This is a genomic window from Chitinophagaceae bacterium (assembly GCA_007695095.1).
Taxonomy (GTDB): Bacteria; Bacteroidota; Bacteroidia; order Chitinophagales; family REEL01; genus REEL01.
This window is the reverse complement of record REEL01000150.1, coordinates 1-19,473: the sequence shown is the minus strand read 5'-3', so window position 1 is coordinate 19,473 and position 19,473 is coordinate 1. Positions and strand designations below refer to the sequence as shown.

Here is a 19,473-nt window from a genome sequence, read left to right as displayed (position 1 = left end):
CTAAAATTGTTTCTCTGGTTATTTTTTCAATATTCAGTTTGTCATATAAATCGAGTATTTCCTCAATTTTTTCATCACTGTCATCTGTAATTTTTAACATTTTATTTAGTAGGGATTCATTTTTTCCCTTAGCCAGCTCCTGAGCCTTAATCAACAAAAATGTTTTTTTATTCATTAAAATATCGCCACCCTTCTTTTTTCCGAATTTTTCCGGATCCCCATAAGCATCCAAATAATCATCTTTTAATTGAAAAGCAACTCCAAGATTCCATCCAAAATCATATAAAGCCTTAGCAACAAAGTCTTCTGCGCTATTAATCATAGCTCCCATTTGTAAGCTACAAGCAAGTAAAGCGGCCGTTTTTTTACCTATCATAGACAAGTACTCGTCAGCATTTACATCATTTCGCTTTTCATAATCAATATCTTCCTGTTGTCCTTCACAAACCAATGTAGCGGCTTTATTAAATGCAGTCAGTATTGCGGGAAGCTTTTCCTTATCCTCGATGCTATTGATGTATTGGAAAGCCTGTAATAACATAACATCACCTGATAAAATACCTGTATTTAAGTCGTATTTTTTCCAAACCGTAGTTTTTCCCCTTCTTAAATCTGCATTATCCATTATGTCATCATGCATCAAAGTAAAATTATGAAACCATTCAACTGCAAGTGCCAACTTATAAGCAGAGTCATTTAAATTGCCAAACATACTTCCGGATATAAGTAACAAGGCCGGCCTAAGGCGCTTTCCGCCCAAACTCATCATATAGCTTACGGGTTCATAAAGATTTGAAGGATTTTTCGGTATAGAAGCTTTGTCCAAATATTGATTGAAACTTTGAATGGCATTTTCGATTGTGAGCATTGTAAAAATTTTGACGAATATAATATTTAATAGTAAATGCCTGCGAAGTGTTTAAAAAAATCTATCCAAAACTCAAAAACATATATATTTATGTGATTTTTTTTATGTTTTTTTTTAGCTTTACATACTTGAATACGAATACAAAAATAGAAAAAAAGAGATGCATTGTCCTGGTTGAGGATAATCCCGGGGATATTATGCTTGCAAAAGAAGTGATAATGCACCTCGGTTTAGATGTTGATTTAACCGTATTAATGGATGGTGAACAAGTTATAGAATTTCTTGAAGAGGCACAACACCTAAAAAAAGGTTGGCCGGATTTAATTTTACTTGATTTGAACTTGCCTAAAAAAGATGGACGAGAAGTTTTAAAGTATATTAAAACACATCAAAAACTTAGACGAATACCGGTTTGTATCCTTACCACTTCAAATGCTGAGCATGATATTAACGAGACCTACTCCTTAAATGCAAATTCATATCTAACCAAACCCCTTGACTTTAATCAGTTTCTGGAAACCTTTAAAGAATTGAATGATTTTTGGTTCAATACTGTTTTGCTTCCTGAAAGAAAAGAATATTAAAGTTAATCTGCTTTTTAGCTAATGAAAGTATTTAATATAGGGGATAATGTAAGACATATTCAAGACAATTACATAGGAGTCATCACGGCTATTCACAGAAAAAATATTTTTGAAATTACCAAAAGTGATGGCAGCATTCAATTGGCCAAAAAAAAAGATTTAGTACTTTTTAATCAGACAAGTTCAATTCAAAACAAACCTTTGGCTAAAGAGCTCATATATCTCGGATGTGTAATTGAAAATGAAGGTACTCCTTTAAACAAGGAAATTCGATTCTATCTGATAAATGATACTTCGTTTAGTTTCAATGTGAAAATTACTTTCAGAGACAGAGATTCTGAACTTTTTAAGCACCCTTTAATTTCAGTTGCTAAAAGTTCTGTCTTACTTTACTCATGCCCATTCTCCTTTTTAAATAATAATCTCAAGTATATCTCTAACATAAGTCTCAGTAATGATATAAATGAAAAGGGCATAGAGACAGAAAAACTTCTCAAGGTAAAGCATTTTGAAAAGTTAAAAACAACTCTTCCATTAATGGATGATGAAAATGGGATACTTTTTGAACTTTACAGCACTCATAAAAAAAGCAAAGAGAAACTTGCTATAGATATGCACATAGTAGAAGAATTAAAGAAATCTCTACCAAATAAGAAAAAGAATTCGATCCTTTTGGAAAAAGAAATTGATATTCACTTTGATAAAATACCCGACAATCTAAATATACCCAAAAATGAAAGGCTTATTTTTCAGATAAATTATCTGGAAAAAGAAATTGACAATGCCATTAAGGAAGGTTTATGGCGGTTGGTTGTGATTCACGGACATGGGAAAGGCACTTTAAAAAATGAAGTATTAAAGCTGAAGGAAAAATATTCTGAAATAGTAAGCATCAAAACTTTGCATTCAAAGAGATATGCCGGAGGTGCTTCGGAGATTAATTTCAAATAATTAAGTTTAATTTGAACTTGGAATAAACTATATTTGTTACAAAATTCGTCTAAAATAATAGACAGTGGATATGAACCGTTCTATCGCTTCAGTTTAGGCTGAAGAGGAAAGTCCGGGCAACAAAGAGCGCCGCATCTCCTAACTGGAGAGGTCATTAAGACACAGAAAGTGCCACAGAAAATAACTATCTGTTTACAGATAAAGGTGAAAAAGTGAGTTAATCCTCACTGCGTACGTATGGTAAGTACTTACGGGGGTAAACCTTGCGGGTTGAAAGGCAAAATAAATTTCGAAAGCGTAAGCTGCCGGGTTGCTCGCCCGGTTTTTCGAAAAGGGTATGCCGATGGAGCCATGGGGTGACTCATGGCCTAGATAAATGATAGAAACTGATTCGTCAGTGAACAGAACCCGGCTTACAGGTTTATATCCATTTTTTTTTGGCTTAATTATTGAATTCTCTATAAGAAAAAATTGAAATGGCAAAGATATTAATCGTCGATGACGAAAAGATGATAAGAACCACATTAAGAGAGATTCTTGAATATGAAGGTTATACTGTTGAGGAAGCTGTAGACGGAGAAGAAGGACTAAGTAAAATTAAGTCCGGAAACTATGATTTGGTTTTATTAGATATAAAAATGCCTAAAAAGGATGGTGTTGAGGTGCTGGAAGAAGCTATGGACATTGTTCAGGAGACACCTTTTTTAATGATTTCCGGTCATGCCAATATAGAAACAGCAGTAGATTGTGTAAAAAAAGGAGCTTTTGATTTTATTTCTAAACCCCCGGATTTAAACAGACTTTTAATTACAATAAGAAATGCTTTAGACAAAAGTTCACTTATTTTAGAAACTAAAGTTTTAAAGCGAAAAGTATCAAAAACACGAGAAATTATAGGGGATTCTCCAGCTATAAAAAAGATTAAAGATACCATAGAAAAAGTAGCCCCAACAGAAGCCCGTGTTCTCATAACCGGTGACAATGGTACGGGTAAAGAATTGGTTGCCCGCTGGATTCATGAAAAAAGTCACAGAGCATCCGGTCCTTTAATTGAAGTAAACTGTGCTGCAATACCGGCTGAACTAATTGAAAGTGAATTATTCGGGCATGAAAAAGGAGCCTTTACTTCTGCTATTAAACAAAGAATCGGAAAATTTGAACAAGCAAATGGAGGGACTTTGTTTTTAGATGAGATTGGAGACATGAGTTTATCTGCTCAGGCAAAAGTTCTCAGGGCATTGCAAGAAAGTAAAATTATGCGGGTTGGAGGTGACAAGGAATTAACTGTTGATGTTCGCGTAATTGCAGCAACTAATAAAAACCTCATAGAGGAAATTGATGCAAATAAATTTCGAATGGATTTGTATCACCGACTCAGTGTAATTCTCATTCACGTTCCTTCATTAAATGACAGAAATGAAGATGTTCCGCTTCTTTCAGAAAAATTTGTGAAAGAAATTTGCGAAGATTACGGCATGCCTGTAAAAACAATCACACCTGCCGCACTTGAAGAGTTGAGAAAACTTAATTGGACAGGAAATATCAGAGAACTTCGAAATGTTATTGAAAGGTTAATCATACTTTCAGATAAGAGAATCTCTGAAGAAGAAGTAAAAAAGTTTGTAAATCAGGGGCAGTCGGTTGTGGCTAATAGTTCTGATTTCTTTAAAAATCACAAAAAGTTTCAGGATTTTAAAGAGCATATGGAGAAGCTGTTTATTGAACATAAACTAAACAGGCATAATTGGAATATTTCAAAAACAGCAGAAGAAATAGATATTCAAAGAAGCCATTTGTATAACAAAATTGAAAAGTATCAAATAAAAAGAGAAAACGCCTAATAAAAAAAGCCGCTAAATTAGCGGCTTTTTTTTATCATCTATTTATTTGGTCTCTACAAATGAATAACTTCATCATAAGCAGCAGCTGCTGCTTCCATTATCGCTTCCGACATAGTTGGATGCGGATGTATTGATTTTATTATTTCATGGCCTGTAGTTTCCAGGTTTTTAGCTACAACGGCTTCTGCAATCATTTCAGTCACATTAGCTCCTATAAAATGAGCGCCCAGCCATTCTCCATATTTAGCATCAAAAATGAGCTTAATAAAACCTTCCGTATGTCCGGCTGCGGATGCTTTTCCGGAAGCTGAAAAAGGAAATCTTCCTATCTTAAGTTCATAACCCTTTTCTTTAGCTTGTGCTTCGGTTAAACCTACAGATGCAATTTCCGGATGGCAATAAGTACATGCCGGGACATTTTCATATTTTATCGGCTCCGGATTTTGACCGGCAATTTTTTCAACACACAAAATACCTTCTGCTGAAGCAACATGAGCTAAAGCCGGACCGGGAATAACATCCCCAATGGCATAAATACCATCAACACTAGTTTTATAAAATTCATCAACAACTATATGTCCACTTTTCTCTTGCTTAATGTTTAGCTCTTCCAGACCTATACCTTCTACATTAGGTGAAACACCGGCTGCTGATAGTACTATTTCAGCCTCTATGGTTTCTTCCTTTTTCGGACCTTTGATTTTTACTTTACAATTTTTACCGGAAGTATCAATGGATTCAACAGATGTTTCCGTCATAATTTTGATACCCTTCTTTTTAAATATTCTGGTCAGTTCCTTAGAAATATCGGTATCCTCAGCCGGTACAATATTTGGCATGTATTCAACTAAAGTAACTTCTGTACCAATTGAATTATAGAAATAAGCAAACTCAACTCCAATCGCACCTGCCCCAACTATAACCATCGACTTGGGTTGTTTTTCCAAAACCATTGCCTTTCTGTATCCGATTACTTTTTCTCCGTCCTGTTTGATAGATGGCAACTCTCTGCTTCTGGCTCCTGTTGCGATAATGATATTTTTAGCCTTATAATCTTTCTTTTTTCCGTCTTTTTGTTCAACCTCTACTGACTTATCTTTCTTCAGCTTTGCTGTGCCCTCTATAACTTCAATTTTATTTTTTTTCATTAAAAACTGAATTCCTTTAGACATCTTATCCGCTGATCCACGGCTTCTTTTTACCATAGAACTAAAATCTACCTCGGCTTTTCCCAATTTAATTCCATAATCTTCTGCATGATTGAGATATTCAAAAACCTGGGCACTTTTTAATAGCGCTTTTGTAGGAATACAACCCCAATTTAAACAAACGCCGCCTAATTCAGCCTTCTCTATAACAGCAACTTTTAAATCAAGTTGTGCCGCCCTAATTGCAGCCACATATCCTCCCGGACCGCTTCCAATAACAATTACATCATAATTCATACTTTCAAAAATTTTATTTTAATATTTGACTTCAGCATTTTTTATTTAAAAAATATCTGCTTAAGCTTTTACTGCAAATTACCTCAAGTCATTTACCATGACATTAGGGTGATTTTTGGGGTCAAAATTAAACAAAGCATTAGATAAATTAGGATTTCCTTCAAAATTTTCCATTTCATAGGTAAATCTTAATCCACTTTTATCAAATATTTTAGCACTCACAAAAGTGTTACTGTTTTTTTCTATTATCATATCAATCTTAAAATATGATAAACTTTTATCGATAGGTGTGAGTGAAACCTTCTGATAGTTTCGGTTTCCTTCCCTCCACTCTTCAGCCAGAAGATATAAAAAGTCCCGCTCATAAATTGTAAAAAGCTCTGATGGTGAGATAGAATTTTCATCTTCTTCATAAACATTGATATTCACCTCTTCAACATCTTTTAGATAAGTCCATATCGTTTTGTTATCAGAAATTATCAATTGATCTTCAAACTCTAAACGAAATTTATCTCCCTTCAAAAAAAGCTTTCCTTCTTGCTTTTCATTAATATCGTCTTCTACACTTTCTATGGTAAGTATAAAATCTGTTCTTACCGTATTAAACTTTTTATACTTCTCACTCAGGCGGTCTAAAACTTTCTGGGCTCTTGGATCACTTTCTCCTAAATGGCCGGCTGTCGGCTGGGCTATCAATGAAGTTGAAAATGCAAATAAAATCAGGAAAAGTGTGCTGCTGTAAATATTCATGCTTATTTTTTTACTGGGAATTATTAAACTATATACAAACTATGATTAATCAATTTAAATTGTTCAAAAATTGTTCCAATTCCATTTCATCTTTGATAAGTACTTCCCTGGCTTTACTTCCTTTATGCGGACCGACAATTCCCACGGCAGCCATTTGATCGATAAGTTTACCTGCCCGGGCATAGCCAACGCCTAATCTTCTTTGAATTAAAGAAGTAGAGCCTTGTTGAAGTTGCACGATTAAGCGGGCTGCCTCTTCAAATCTTGCATCTCTTGGACCTGAATCTGTATCTCCGGTTTCATCTGTGTCATCCATTTCAACTTCAGGTAATAGATATGGCTCCGGGAATCCTCTTTGATCACCAATGAAAGAAGTAACATTTTCGACTTCCGGAGTATCTACAAATCCGCACTGAAGCCTTATCATATCGCCTCCAATTGAAAGCAACATATCTCCCCTTCCGATTAGCTGATCCGCTCCGCCGCCATCCAGTATAGTTCTGGAGTCAACTTTTGAAGAAACTTTAAAAGCAATTCTGGCCGGAAAGTTCGCCTTAATAGTTCCTGTAATAATATTTACAGAAGGCCTTTGGGTAGCTATAATCAAATGTATGCCGATAGCACGTGCCAATTGAGCTAAACGAGCGATAGGAGTTTCAATTTCTTTACCGGCAGTCATCATTAAGTCAGCAAACTCATCAATAACCAATACAATGAAAGGCATGTATTTATGGCCGTTCTGTGGATTTAATCGCCTGGCCAAAAACTTTGCATTATACTCTTTAATATTACGAACTGCCGCAATTTTTAATAATTCATAACGATCATCCATTTCCTGACATAAGGCCCGAAGTGTATAAATAACTTCCTTAGTGTCCGTAATTATTGGTTCACCCGCACCCGGTAACTGGGCTAAATAATGCTGCTCAATTTGTCTGAAAAGTGTTAACTCAACCTTTTTCGGGTCTACTAATACAAATTTTAATTCTGAAGGATGTTTCTTATATAGTAATGATACCAAAATAGCATTTAAACCCACAGACTTACCTTGCCCGGTAGCACCTGCCATCAAAAGGTGAGGCATGGTAGCTAAATCAGCAATAAAAATTTCATTGGCAATATTTTTTCCCAATGCCATCGGTAAGGACATTTTTGAATGCTGAAACTTTTCTGAAGCAAGTAATGAACGCATACCAACTGTACGCTTATTTACATTTGGCACTTCAATTCCAATTGTTCCCTTACCCGGAATAGGCGCAATTATACGAATACCCAAAGCTGCCAAACTTAAAGCTATATCATCTTCCAGATTTTTAATCTTACTGATTCTAACTCCCGGTGCCGGAATTATTTCATACAATGTAACCGTCGGACCAATGGTTGCCTTAATCTTAGAGATTTCTATATTGTAATTTTTGAGTGTCTCGACGATTTGTCTTTTATTTTTATGCAATTCCTCTTCATCAATTTGCACACCTTCTTCACTATATTCTATCAGTAAATCAAGGGTAGGAAATTTAAAATCTGAAAGCTCAGCAGTCGGATCATATGTACTTTCTATAGAACCCGGATCAGCCTCTTTCTCTTCACTCACTTTTTCAATTTGTAAATCTAAATCTTCTTCCTTTTCATCCTCTTTCGGTTTTTCGGTCTTGGGTTCTTCTGCTTTAGTTTCCTGAGTGAATTCTATTTCAAAGTCATCTTCTATTTCCTCTTTAATATCCGTTGTTTTTTCTACAAAGTCTTCATCTTCTTCTATGCCGGCATTATCAACTTCATATTTCTGTTCATTAAAATCATCTGCCTGTGTAAATGATTCATCTTTTTCATTTACACGTTTATCCGTGATAACCCCTTTCCAAAAACTTAATTTCAAAAGATTTTCAAAGTTGAAGTTATAGAGCACGGTAAGGAAAATAACCAAAGAAAATAAAATAATTAAAGCTGTGCCTATACTTCCCGAAAATTCTATTAACCAACCGCTGTTCAAACCATCGGCACCCCTGAGTGCAAGTGAGTTTCCAAAAACTCCACCAAAAGGAAATTTCATATTACCAAATAGAAAGGAAAGTGTAACGGACAGCCATATTACGGCCAAAAAAGTATATTTCAGGTTTTTTAGAAACTTAAATATTGACTTCCTGAAAATTAAATTTATACCTAAAATAAAAAAAAGATAGACCCATCCATAAGAAGCAATACCAAAACCATTGTAGATAAAGATATGTGCAGTTACTGCTCCTACCCTGCCCATAATATTTGAAGGAGATTCAAAATGAAGCTCTTCACTTTCATTTATACTGAATAGGTAATTCCACGGATTATTAAAAACTTCAGAGTTATCTACTTTATAGGTAAATAAATAAGAAGTAAAAGAAATAAACAGAAATAGTGAAATAAGCAAAAGTAATAAGCCACTGACCTTTAAAATAGTGCCTTTTTTTACATTGCCATCAGCATTTGATGTTTTACCCGATTTTTTTTGCGCCGTTTTTGCTTGCCCGGCTTTGGATGTTTTACCCATTTCAATCTGATTATTTAAATCAAGCATCCCAAAAATAGATGCTGTTTTCAGTTGCTGATTAATAAATTTTCTCTAATTAAAGCATTCAAAGATAAAGCTTAGTTTAGAGTTAAACAATAATAGAAGTAGACTCTGTAATCAATTCTCAATACTACTCTTTTTTCCTGAATGAGAAAAAAATGGAGAAATGACATAAGTAAGTATCAATACGGTTTAGTAAGAGTTATATTTTTCATAATTTTGAAAAAAAAGTAAAACTATGTCAAATGCTATATTTCAACCCCCGATTGCTATAAATGAACCTGTTTTAAGCTACGCACCCGGGACTTCAGAGAGAGAAGAATTAAAAAAAGCATTGGAAACTTTGCGTTCGAAAGAAATTGAAATTCCAATGTTTATAGACGGGAAAGAGGTGTTTACCGACAAAAGAGTCAGTATGCATCCTCCGCATGATTTATCCCATAATTTAGGCAACTTTAGTGCCGGTGACAAGCAACATGTTAATCAAGCTATAGAGGCTTCATTAAAAGCAAAAAAAGAATGGGAAAACCTTTCCTGGGAAAACAGATTATCGATTTTCATGAAGGCTGCTGATTTACTGGCCGGTCCTTACCGTGCTAAAATGAATGCAGCAACCATGTTATGTCAATCTAAAAACCCGTTTCAATCCGAAATAGATGCCGTATGTGAATTAGTCGATTTTTGGAAGTTTAATTGTGAATATGTCTATCAGATTTATAATGAACAACCGCAATCTTCAGATGGTATTTGGAACAGAATGGAACACAGAGCTTTAGAGGGCTTTATTTTTGCAATTACGCCTTTTAATTTCACTTCTATAGCCGGCAACTTACCTTCTGCTCCTGCTATGATGGGCAATACAGTTGTATGGAAGCCTGCATTTAGTCAGATTTATTCTGCATGGGTAGTTATGGAAATTCTTAGAGAAGCCGGACTTCCGGATGGTGTAATTAATCTTATTTATACACCCGGACCTGAAACCGGAGATATTATTTTCAATCACTCAGAATTTGCCGGACTTCATTTCACCGGTTCAACCGGAGTTTTTCAAAATATGTGGAAAATTATCGGAAATAATATTCATAAATATAAAAGCTATCCGAGAATTGTGGGTGAGACCGGTGGTAAAGATTTTATCATTGCACACCCCAGCTCTGATGTTAAAGCATTATCTACTGCAATGACCCGTGGAGCTTTTGAATTTCAGGGACAAAAGTGTTCTGCGGCTTCCAGATGTTACATACCTGAAAGCTTATGGCCGGCAGTCAAAAAGAATATACAAAATGATTTAAAAGATTTTAAGATGGGTCCTCCCGAGGACTTTTCCAATTTTATCAATGCTGTTATTGATGAAAAGTCTTTTGATAAAATAGCTGCTTATATTGACCGGGCAAAAAAAGATGGTTGTGAAATCATTGCCGGTGGAAACTATGATAAATCTAAGGGTTACTTTATAGAGCCAACCATTCTTTTAACCAAAGATGCTTCTTATACAACTATGGTTGAAGAAATTTTTGGACCTGTACTGACCATTTATGTTTACGAGGATGATAAGTATGAAGAAACCTTAGAATTAGTTGATAATACTTCTCCTTATGCACTTACAGGAGCTGTCTTTTCTAAAGACAGATATGCTATTGACAAGGCTGTGAAAATGTTGAGACACAGCGCCGGTAATTTTTACATTAATGATAAACCAACGGGAGCCGTGGTCGGCCAACAACCTTTTGGAGGTGGAAGAGCATCCGGAACAAATGATAAGGCCGGAGCATTAATGAATTTACTTCGCTGGACTTCTGCAAGAACAATTAAAGAAACTTTTGTTCCTGCTAAAGATTATCGTTATCCTTTTTTAGATAAATAAATTATTTTTAATCTTTAATATAATCCGGGTATAAAATCTATGCCCGGATTTTTTTTATTTTAAAACCCAATAGCTAATTGACTTTAAAGACTAATTAACATCAAAGTTGAAATCTTCCTCAAAATTGTTGAAAGTTCTTTCGACATTTTTTATTTTAAAACTGATTTTCAATCTATTTTTACATCAAATAGTAATTACACAAAATAATGGAAAAAGACATCTCGGCTAAAAAAGAAAAATTTCAGAGTAAAGGAAAAAAACTTACTGATTTAATACATGACAATAGTTTCACTTTGGGGAAAAAACCTCCTCAAGCCGTTGATGCCGAAAAAATTGTTTTAGGTGCTATGCTTTTAGATAAAGCGGCGCTTCCACCTGCCTTTGAAATTTTAACTAAAGATAGTTTTTACGAACCGGCTCACCAATACATTTACGAAGCCATTGAATATTTAGACGGAAATTCTAAAGCAGTGGACATTTTAACCGTAGTAGACCGAATCCGAAAAATGGGTAAAATTGAAGAAGTCGGTGGGGTTTATTACATAACACAGCTATCTGAAAGAATAGGTTCAACCGCTCACATAGAATCACACGCAAGAATAGTGCAGGAAAAGTATTTATTAAGAAAACTGATAAATACCTGCATGGAATTGGTTAAAGAAGGTTATGAGGAAGGCGTAGATGCTTTTGACTTACTTGATTTAGCTGAAAAAAAGTTGTTTGAAATTGCAAATGACGGCATTGGAAAAGACTTTTTTGATATGAACAGTCTGGTAAATGAAGCTATAAAAGAAATTGAAGAGCTTAGTAAATCAGATGAAATTACCGGAGTGCCTACCGGTTTTGCTCAATTTGATAATGTGACAGCAGGTTTTCAGAAATCAGATTTGATAATTATAGCTGCCAGACCCGGTATGGGTAAAACCTCATTTGCACTGAGCGTTGCCCGAAATGCAGCAGTCACCTACAATAAAGCCGTAGCACTATTTTCTTTAGAAATGTCCTCGGTGCAGTTAACAAAAAGACTTATCTCCTCTGAAGCTGAAATTCCTTCAGAAAAATTAAGAAAAGGAAATCTGGAAAAAAATGAATGGGCGCAATTAACCATTAAATCAGAACAGTTAAACAAAGCTCAGATTTTTATAGATGACACACCTGCAATAAGCATTTATCAGCTGAGGGCAAAATGTCGTCGTATGAAGGCACACCAGAATATCGATATGGTCGTAATAGATTATTTACAGTTGATGACAGGTGGTGGAGATAATAAATCCGGTAACAGAGAACAAGAAATTAGTCAAATTTCCAGAGCTTTAAAAGGACTGGCAAAAGAACTTAATATCCCGGTGATAGCTTTATCGCAGTTAAGTCGTGCGGTAGAATCAAGAGGAGGCGACAAAAGACCTCAATTATCCGACTTGAGAGAATCCGGAGCAATTGAGCAGGATGCTGACCTTGTTATATTCTTATACAGACCTGAATATTATGGACTTCATCAGGATGAAGATGGCAATTCAAACAAAGGAATAGCTGAGATTATGGTTGCTAAACACAGAAATGGAAGTTTGGAAAACATCAAAGTCAGATTTATTGATCAATATGCAAAATTTGCTAATTTAGACGAAGACCCTTTTCTTTCTGAACCGGCACCTTATGTGACTGAACCTTTTAAAGTGATGCCATCAAAAAGAAATATGGGTAATGAAAATCCTGAGTCGGGAACCAACTTCCCTCCGATGGATGATGATGCACCTTTTTAGAACTTTAAAAAAGTGCTCTTACCTGAGCTCGTCCAATATGTACCATATCTGCTTCGCCGGTCTTCCTGCCTTCGTACGAAAGGCTTAATTGCACATTATTAGCTATGTTCTGGTCGTAGCCAATTACCCACTGATAATTGTTTCCCGGCTGTAAACCTTGCAGCATGGCAAAAGCTACCGGAGTATTTGCAGAAAAATCATACTCTACACGGGAATAAGAAAAGGATAGATTGACCGTACTTCTGGCAGCTCTGCTAAACCTTGCTTCTATCTTACCCTGATGTTGAATTGCTTCTTCCTGCCCCTCCACTTCATTGTTTTTAATAAAGAATAAATAGGATAAATTAAAACGCAAATTTGTGGTTGGCAAATAAGTGATTCTGGGTTGAACCTCATTATTTCTTATTCTGTAAACTCTGTCTGCAAAAGCTTCTGAATCATTTATATTTAAGGAATGTATCAATCTAAGATTTAACTGAAACTGACGACTTAAATTTAAACGATTTTGCAATGAATGCTCTTCCAATGTTCTTAATTCAAAGCCATTTAACAATATAGAACGGTTTCTATTATCTGAATAAGAGTAGTCTGCATTAAATGTTCTGCCGGTACGATTAATGAATAAGGTATTCCGAATAGTTGAATTAACTGAAACCAATGCTATGTCATCTACGGAAAGGTTAAAAGGGTTAAATGGTGTGTTGGTAGATCCGGCAAAAATCTTTCTGTTAATTTGAACATTTGATTGAGTAGAAAAACGGCTGACAAACCTCTTTAATCCGGTTTCTGTTGCCCATACAGCTGCGGGGTCTATGTTTTGAGACGCATTAAAAACCGTCATATTTACTTCATCAAACTCATTGGTGGGAGTGAAAACTCTGATATAAACCGCCTCATCTTCAAATCCGGGAGGTGCCGGTTCAAATTCATCCAACTCTTTAATACCATTGTCATTATAATCTGTCCAAATATAATTTCCTCTTCCATCCGGCACTTCAACATATGTAAACTCTCTTCTTTGTTCCCTTCCGGAACCTAATTCATAAAACAAACCGGTTCTAAATACATTTCTTAAGAATGAAAAATTATACTCAAGCCGCCCAAGATAATATCTGCTTTCTTCTTCACTATTATCTATTGATTCCGCTGTTTCTAACCATCTGTAAGTAAAATTCCATTTTAGATTATGGTTTCTCAAAAATAGTGCATCTCCTGTCCATTGAATATTCCTGCCTGTAGATTCAAATTTAAAATCAGTATCATCCGGTAAATAATCTGTGCGCTCTTTATATGATAAGCGGGTTTGAACATCTGCTGTGTCAGGAGATTCTATAAATACCCCCCAGGTATAAAACCTAAAGCTGGCTAAACTAAGAGAATCAGAACTTTTTCTCAAAACATTTTCTTCGTAATTATAATTTCCTCCGGCTTTCCAACCTCTGGTAAATGGTAACTTTCTGTCTATTTCTATTCCCGGACGAAAAAAAGTAATTTCCTCCTCCCCTGCTTCAGACTGCAAATAGCGTATTGATGGTCTGATATTAAAACCAGCCAAATTAACAAATGAGCGCATTCTGTTTTCATATCCTGAATACAATTCATCAACAAACAAACTTGAAAAACCATATCTGAAATACCCTTTTGTTTTTTTACCAATTTCAAGTTCTGCATTTAATAAATGCTCATCTCTGTTGCTGTCATTATAAACATAGTTCCAGTTTCTATCAAAATCTACCGGCCTGTATCGTTCTATGGGATTAAAATTTCTGTTGGCAAATTCGTAATCTATTGTGGTATTAATATAAATAGAATCATTTTGAAAAGGGTTAAAAACTCTGCTCCATGCAGTTTTGGCAGCGACCCCCTGATTATTCCCCTGGTCCAGGTCAGAGAAAGTATTTCTATCAAATTCGCTGTATGCCAATTCCGTTCGCATTTTAGTTCTGTCATCCGGATTCCAGTTCATACCTACTGTTACCATTTGTCTTTTTTCCGGTGGAGCTAAAACTATTACAGGCTCATACCTTCCGTTCAATTGGCCGTTTTGGGGAGCCACCCATTGATAAACACGCCCATTTGCCGTAGTTTGTGCCGGAACATAATTTCCGTTTCCCTGCCCTACGAAGGCAAAGGTTAAAATATAATTTGCGCTATCGCTGTTTGTAGAATATACATATACGGAGTCATAAAAAACTCCGTTAATTACGGTATCTACCTGCTTATACATTATTCGATCGGCATCAAATTCCTCTTGCCTCACCCCCGGAAATAAAATCTGTTCAACTTCATCTCCCGATTGTTCTAAAAACTCAATCTGTTCTTCATTCAGCTGCTGAACGACCGGCTGATTTTTATTATCCTGTTCATTATAAAAGTTAAAATCAAAAGTAACAGAGGGAGAAACTTCATAAACAGCTTCTGCATGCACCATTGAGCGGAAGTAACTTCTATCGGAATATTCAAATTCAACTTCAACACGGGAGTCTTTGGTTATCATTCGGTTGGGTGTAAATGTTATTTCTCCCAAATTATAATCAATAACGTAGTCTCTGTCTGCCCCTCTTGTCATTAATTGCTCATCAATAAACACTCTTTCAGAACCTGCAAGTACAATTAGAAAGGTTTCTCCGTTATTACCCGTTAACCTGTAGGGACCCTGATTTCCTTCTGAAACAGGCAGCCGGTTTCTGGCAAATTGCCCCTTTGCAACAGCAAAACTCAATCCGGTTTGCAAACTCTGATTAGCCGGGAGCTCCCAATTTCCTTTGTAGCTGGCTCCCTGCAACCGCTTTCTGAAACTCATGAAAAAATCAGCCTCTTTATTTAAATCATAATCTCCCGCTATCAATCTGTGATTAGCTGATTGCACCTGTATATACACCCTGTCAAATTCCTGCAATTGTTGTGTATTCCCCTCAGGTTGTATGGGAATATTGTTATCTGAAATAACAGCTAAGACTTCCACATCCTCCGTTATCATACCTCTTAACTGAAGGTTTAAACTGGAATTTAACACAACATCCTGCTGATTTCCAAAAGATAAACCTCTTGAGATACTTCCTGAATAATCTATATTCCCAAAATCTAAAGCTCCCCCGGAGGCAAATGACTGAGGCTCATATCTGAAAGGATTGATAAGAATATCTTCCTGTTCAATCAGCTCTATATCTTTTTTGTAAAATTCTTCAGAAAAATCTACCGGAAAAACTCTGTAACGAACAACCAAACTATCCGTAGCTGTTACATTTTGATAAAATAAAAGATAAGAATTAACATAATCAACCAGGTATTGATTCTCAGGGACCAGTTCGTTGTTTTCACTCAATCTGATTTCCAATGATTGAGGTAAAATACTTAAAGTATCTAATTTGATTGTATCTGCTGAAAAAGGAATAGTATATTGTCTAAGATTGCTTATAGGCCTTTCATCATTTGCAAACAATGACTTAGAGCTTATAAACAAAAAGCTAAAAAATAGAAACGCGAATATTTCTTTGGTAGAATACAATTCAAGCTTTTAAATGAGGACTGTCAGGCTTAAAATTAGCAAAACAGCAGGATAAAAGTATATTGTTTAAATAAAATCCTTCAAATTGATTACTCTAACTAAAACAAACGTCAGCTATCTTAATGTATTTCATTTATGTTAAAACCTGAACTAACCGATTTTAAACCACTTCCCTTCTTCTGCAAAAGCTGTATTTGAAAACCATTGCTTAGTATTATTTACAAAAGACTCTATATCCTTGTAACGGGTTGATATATGCCCGATTAATAGCTTTTTAACCCTTGCTTTTTTTGCAATTTCTGCCGCTTGAAAATTTGTAGAATGATATCTTTCAAAGGCTATTTTTTCATCACTTTCTGCAAAAGTCGTTTCATGATAGAGCAAATCCACATCTTTAATCTTAGGAATAACATCTTCGTTATATCTTGTATCGCCTAAAAAAGCATAAGCTCTGGAAGGTTCCGGAGGGAAGGTATAATCTTTATTCAACAGAGTTTTTCCATCTTCTAAAGTTACATCCTGTCCACTTTGTAATTTTGGAAACACCTCAGGTGATAGATTTAAAGGCTCTATTTTTTCTTTTAAAATTTTTCGTTTATGTTCCTTTTCTCTAAAGATAAATCCAAAGCAAGGAATTCTGTGAATCATTTTAACAGATTCAACTGAGTAAGACTCTGTTTCCAGCAAAATCTTTTCTTCGCCTTCTTTTAATTCATGGTAAAAAACTTCATAGGTCAAACCTTCTTTATGATTAATTAAGGTTTGCATTAACATTTCCAAGCCTTCATGGCTATAGATATGTAAAGGTTTAGTTCTGCCGGAAAGCCTGTAGCTGGTCAATAATCCGGGCAAACCAAAGAAATGATCTCCATGCAAATGTGAAATGAATATGTGATTGATTTTACTTTTGGAAAGTTTAAAATCGTTGAGTCTGAATTGTGTACCTTCGCCACAATCTAAAAGTATATAGTCGTGATGAATTTTAAGTAACTGTGCAGTAGGATACTTTCCACTAACCGGTAATGCTGAATTTGAGCCTAAAATAAAAACTTCAAAATCATTTTTACTCATTATCTTTTTTCAAGTCTCTTTCCAACTCTTCCATCATTACATATTCAACTGCCTCTTCATTAGAAGGGATAATTGATAGGATAGAGTCTAATTGACTTATTTTTACAAGTTTATGCACATACTCGGTTAAGTTAGTGACGACAAAGGTTCCGTTCGCATTTTTGCATAAACGATTACCAATTAAAATTGCGCTTAAGCCTGATGAATCTACAAATGATACATCTTTCATGTCCAGAATAATGTTTTTAACGCCACCGGCATTTAAAATTACAAGCTCTGACTTCAACTTAGGTGCATTTATATTGTTCAGTTTGTCATCGTCCAATCTGAACATGGTATATTTCTCATTTTTCTCTATAGTGTATTTCATAAGTGCTAATTTAAAAAATTAATATTCAAAAGCCTGTTATTTTAAAATCTAAACACGAGAACATTTTGAACATTCAAAAATAATAAGTTATAAAAGCATTACAAACTTTAGCTGTAATAATTTATAAAATTATTAAGTGTATCTAAATTAGTTAAGGGAAAAATTATACTCCATTCTGCATTCAATTTCAGAAATAAATAGTTGAAAACGTATCTGAGTAATTAGAAATTTTTGCTTACTTGTCACTCTGGGAGTATTCAGAAAGTTAAAGCGTTCCTGCACATTAAGTGGCAAACGAGAAGCGATATAGCTCAGTTTAAACCTTTCATCATCCATTTCGATGTTTTCCTTTTTTTCCATAAACATCTGAAAAAGAGTAGTCAATGTTATACCGGAAATGGTATCCGTATTTATTCGGCTTATATCTGCAGTTTCATAAAGTTTATCTCCACTATGAATCATGTCCATAAAATAGTTGCCCAGACCTTCTATAGCTATATCAAAAGTTCCGTTAGGATATCTTTTAACAATTTGCTTAACCTTTACCAAAGAGGCTACTTCAGTCAAAACACCATCTTCTACATAGGGAATAGCAAAAGTATAATCACTGTTGAGGGCATCTTTAATTAACTGCAAATATTTTGGTTCAAAAATATGCAGATACGATTGCTCCTTTTCGAAAAGGATTATTCCTAATGGGAAGATTCTTTGATTTGTTAATTGCTGATTCATAACTTTGTGTTTTGATTAAATCCCTGTTCAGATAATTGAGTTTTTACAAATACATAATCTTTTGAACAGGACTTTATTTTCTTAAACTATTTTTGCATATTTCATTATATCGTTTATTTGTTTAAAAATGTTTCAATGAAATTCTATTTAATATACCTCTATAATTATGCCAGTTTTAAAAGTATAACAAAATGAGTAGTGAAAAGGTTATAGAATGTGTACCTAATATTAGTGAAGGTCGCAATGAGGAAGTTATCCATAAATTGATTGATATACTGGATTTGCAAAAAGGAGTTCAACTTCTGCATATTGATTCAGGATATGACGCAAACAGAACTGTTTTTACCATAGTTGGAAATCCGGAAATGCTAATTAAGGGTATGCTGAGCTTTTACAAAGTTGTGTTGGAGAGTATTGACATGCGAATACATACCGGTGCTCATCCATGCATAGGTGCCGTTGATGTGTGTCCTTTTATACCTTTAAAAAATATCAGTTTAAAAGAGGTGATTCCCATTGCAGAGGAGTTTGGTAAAACAGTAGCAGAAAAACTTAAAATACCTGTTTATCTTTATGAATCTGCTGCCCAAAGACCTGAAAGGATTGCACTTTCAAATATTCGTAAAGGTGGTTTTTGGTATTTAGAAGAAAAGATGAAGCATAAAGACTGGAAGCCGGATTTCGGGCCTGAATTGCCACATTTTTCATTTGGGGCCAGCTGTATTGGTGCCAGAGAAATCCTTATAGCTTTTAATATCTCTTTACATACAAATGATGTTAAAATTGCGCAAAAGATTGCCTCTCAAATCCGAACTTCCTCAAAAAATAAGCAGCATGCTTTTTCAAACCTGAAAGCGATAGGCTGGGAAATGCCTTCATATAATTGTGTTCAAGTTTCCATGAATTTAACAAACTATAAAAAAACCACAATTTTTGACGTTTTTGAGACGGTTAAATACCTGTCCGCAGCCTATGGTGTTGACATTATTGGTTCTGAAATAGTAGGAATGTTGCCTTTAGACGCAATTAAGAGCTGCGGGACTTCTATTTTAAAAAAAGAAGGCATTAAAAAAATGGCAAGCGATGAAGAATTAATAGATATAACAGTTAAATATCTCGGCTTAAATGCACATGAAGACTTTATTCCTAAAGAAAAAATTCTTGATTTCAATCTTGATTTTTAG

14 protein-coding genes and 1 other RNA gene are annotated in these 19,473 nt (G+C 34.9%); 7 read left to right on the top strand and 8 right to left on the bottom strand.

All coding sequences use genetic code 11. The annotated features are described in order from the left end of the window. Positions 1-868 (bottom strand): polyprenyl synthetase family protein (locus tag EA412_12565; protein ID TVR76895.1); only part of this gene is annotated, 868 nt, incomplete at its 3' end. A gap of 104 nt (positions 869-972) precedes the next feature. Between EA412_12565 and EA412_12560 the strand changes: the two genes are divergently transcribed. The 4 genes from EA412_12560 (at position 973) to EA412_12545 (ending at position 4,244) form a co-directional block, all read left to right on the top strand. Continuing rightward, the gene (locus EA412_12560; GenBank protein ID TVR76894.1) at positions 973-1,452 is read left to right on the top strand and encodes a response regulator; all 480 of its coding nucleotides are present in this window, start codon (positions 973-975) and stop codon (positions 1,450-1,452) included. A gap of 21 nt (positions 1,453-1,473) precedes the next feature. After that, positions 1,474-2,403, top strand: a complete 930-nt coding sequence (locus tag EA412_12555; GenBank protein ID TVR76893.1) for a hypothetical protein — start codon at positions 1,474-1,476, stop codon at positions 2,401-2,403. 67 nt (positions 2,404-2,470) lie between these two features. Then, an RNA gene (gene rnpB, locus EA412_12550) (RNase P RNA component class A) lies at positions 2,471-2,835 on the top strand. A gap of 44 nt (positions 2,836-2,879) precedes the next feature. Continuing rightward, positions 2,880-4,244 carry a sigma-54-dependent Fis family transcriptional regulator gene (locus tag EA412_12545; GenBank protein ID TVR76892.1) on the top strand — a complete coding sequence of 455 codons (1,365 nt, stop codon included), beginning with the start codon at positions 2,880-2,882 and terminating at the stop codon, positions 4,242-4,244. A gap of 53 nt (positions 4,245-4,297) precedes the next feature. Here EA412_12545 and lpdA read toward each other — a convergent pair whose 3' ends face one another. The 3 genes from lpdA to EA412_12530 form a co-directional block, all read right to left on the bottom strand. Continuing rightward, on the bottom strand, positions 4,298-5,689 hold the full coding sequence (lpdA, locus tag EA412_12540) for a dihydrolipoyl dehydrogenase (GenBank protein ID TVR76891.1): 1,392 nt from the start codon (positions 5,687-5,689) through the stop codon (positions 4,298-4,300). Positions 5,690-5,767: 78 nt separating this feature from the next. Next, a complete protein-coding gene (locus tag EA412_12535) occupies positions 5,768-6,439 on the bottom strand; it encodes an outer membrane lipoprotein carrier protein LolA (protein ID TVR76890.1) in 672 nt (223 codons plus the stop codon). A gap of 49 nt (positions 6,440-6,488) precedes the next feature. Then, complete coding sequence (locus EA412_12530) at positions 6,489-8,963, bottom strand: DNA translocase FtsK (GenBank protein TVR76896.1); 2,475 nt, start codon at positions 8,961-8,963, stop codon at positions 6,489-6,491. Positions 8,964-9,222: 259 nt separating this feature from the next. Here EA412_12530 and pruA point away from each other — a divergent pair, with 259 nt between their 5' ends. Both pruA and dnaB read left to right on the top strand, forming a co-directional pair. Next, on the top strand, positions 9,223-10,848 hold the full coding sequence (gene pruA / locus EA412_12525; protein TVR76889.1) for an L-glutamate gamma-semialdehyde dehydrogenase: 1,626 nt from the start codon (positions 9,223-9,225) through the stop codon (positions 10,846-10,848). Positions 10,849-11,054: 206 nt separating this feature from the next. Next, positions 11,055-12,608, top strand: coding sequence for a replicative DNA helicase (gene dnaB / locus EA412_12520; GenBank protein ID TVR76888.1), 1,554 nt, complete (start codon positions 11,055-11,057; stop codon positions 12,606-12,608). A 4-nt stretch (positions 12,609-12,612) separates the two neighbouring features. Here the strand turns inward: dnaB and EA412_12515 are convergent, their stop codons facing one another. From EA412_12515 to EA412_12500, 4 genes are all read right to left on the bottom strand, one after another. Continuing rightward, the gene (locus tag EA412_12515) at positions 12,613-16,050 is read right to left on the bottom strand and encodes a hypothetical protein (GenBank protein ID TVR76887.1); all 3,438 of its coding nucleotides are present in this window, start codon (positions 16,048-16,050) and stop codon (positions 12,613-12,615) included. Positions 16,051-16,266: 216 nt separating this feature from the next. Beyond that, a complete protein-coding gene (locus EA412_12510; GenBank protein ID TVR76886.1) occupies positions 16,267-17,187 on the bottom strand; it encodes a ribonuclease Z in 921 nt (306 codons plus the stop codon). After that, positions 17,180-17,557: an anti-sigma factor antagonist gene (locus EA412_12505; GenBank protein ID TVR76885.1), complete on the bottom strand. Its 378-nt coding sequence runs from the start codon at positions 17,555-17,557 to the stop codon at positions 17,180-17,182. Before EA412_12505 ends, EA412_12510 begins: the two co-directional genes overlap by 8 nt. A 147-nt stretch (positions 17,558-17,704) precedes the next feature. Then, positions 17,705-18,289, bottom strand: a complete 585-nt coding sequence (locus EA412_12500; GenBank protein TVR76884.1) for a hypothetical protein — start codon at positions 18,287-18,289, stop codon at positions 17,705-17,707. A gap of 191 nt (positions 18,290-18,480) precedes the next feature. On the opposite strand from EA412_12500, the gene ftcD reads away from it, so the two are divergent. Continuing rightward, the gene (gene ftcD, locus EA412_12495; GenBank protein TVR76883.1) at positions 18,481-19,473 is read left to right on the top strand and encodes a glutamate formimidoyltransferase; all 993 of its coding nucleotides are present in this window, start codon (positions 18,481-18,483) and stop codon (positions 19,471-19,473) included.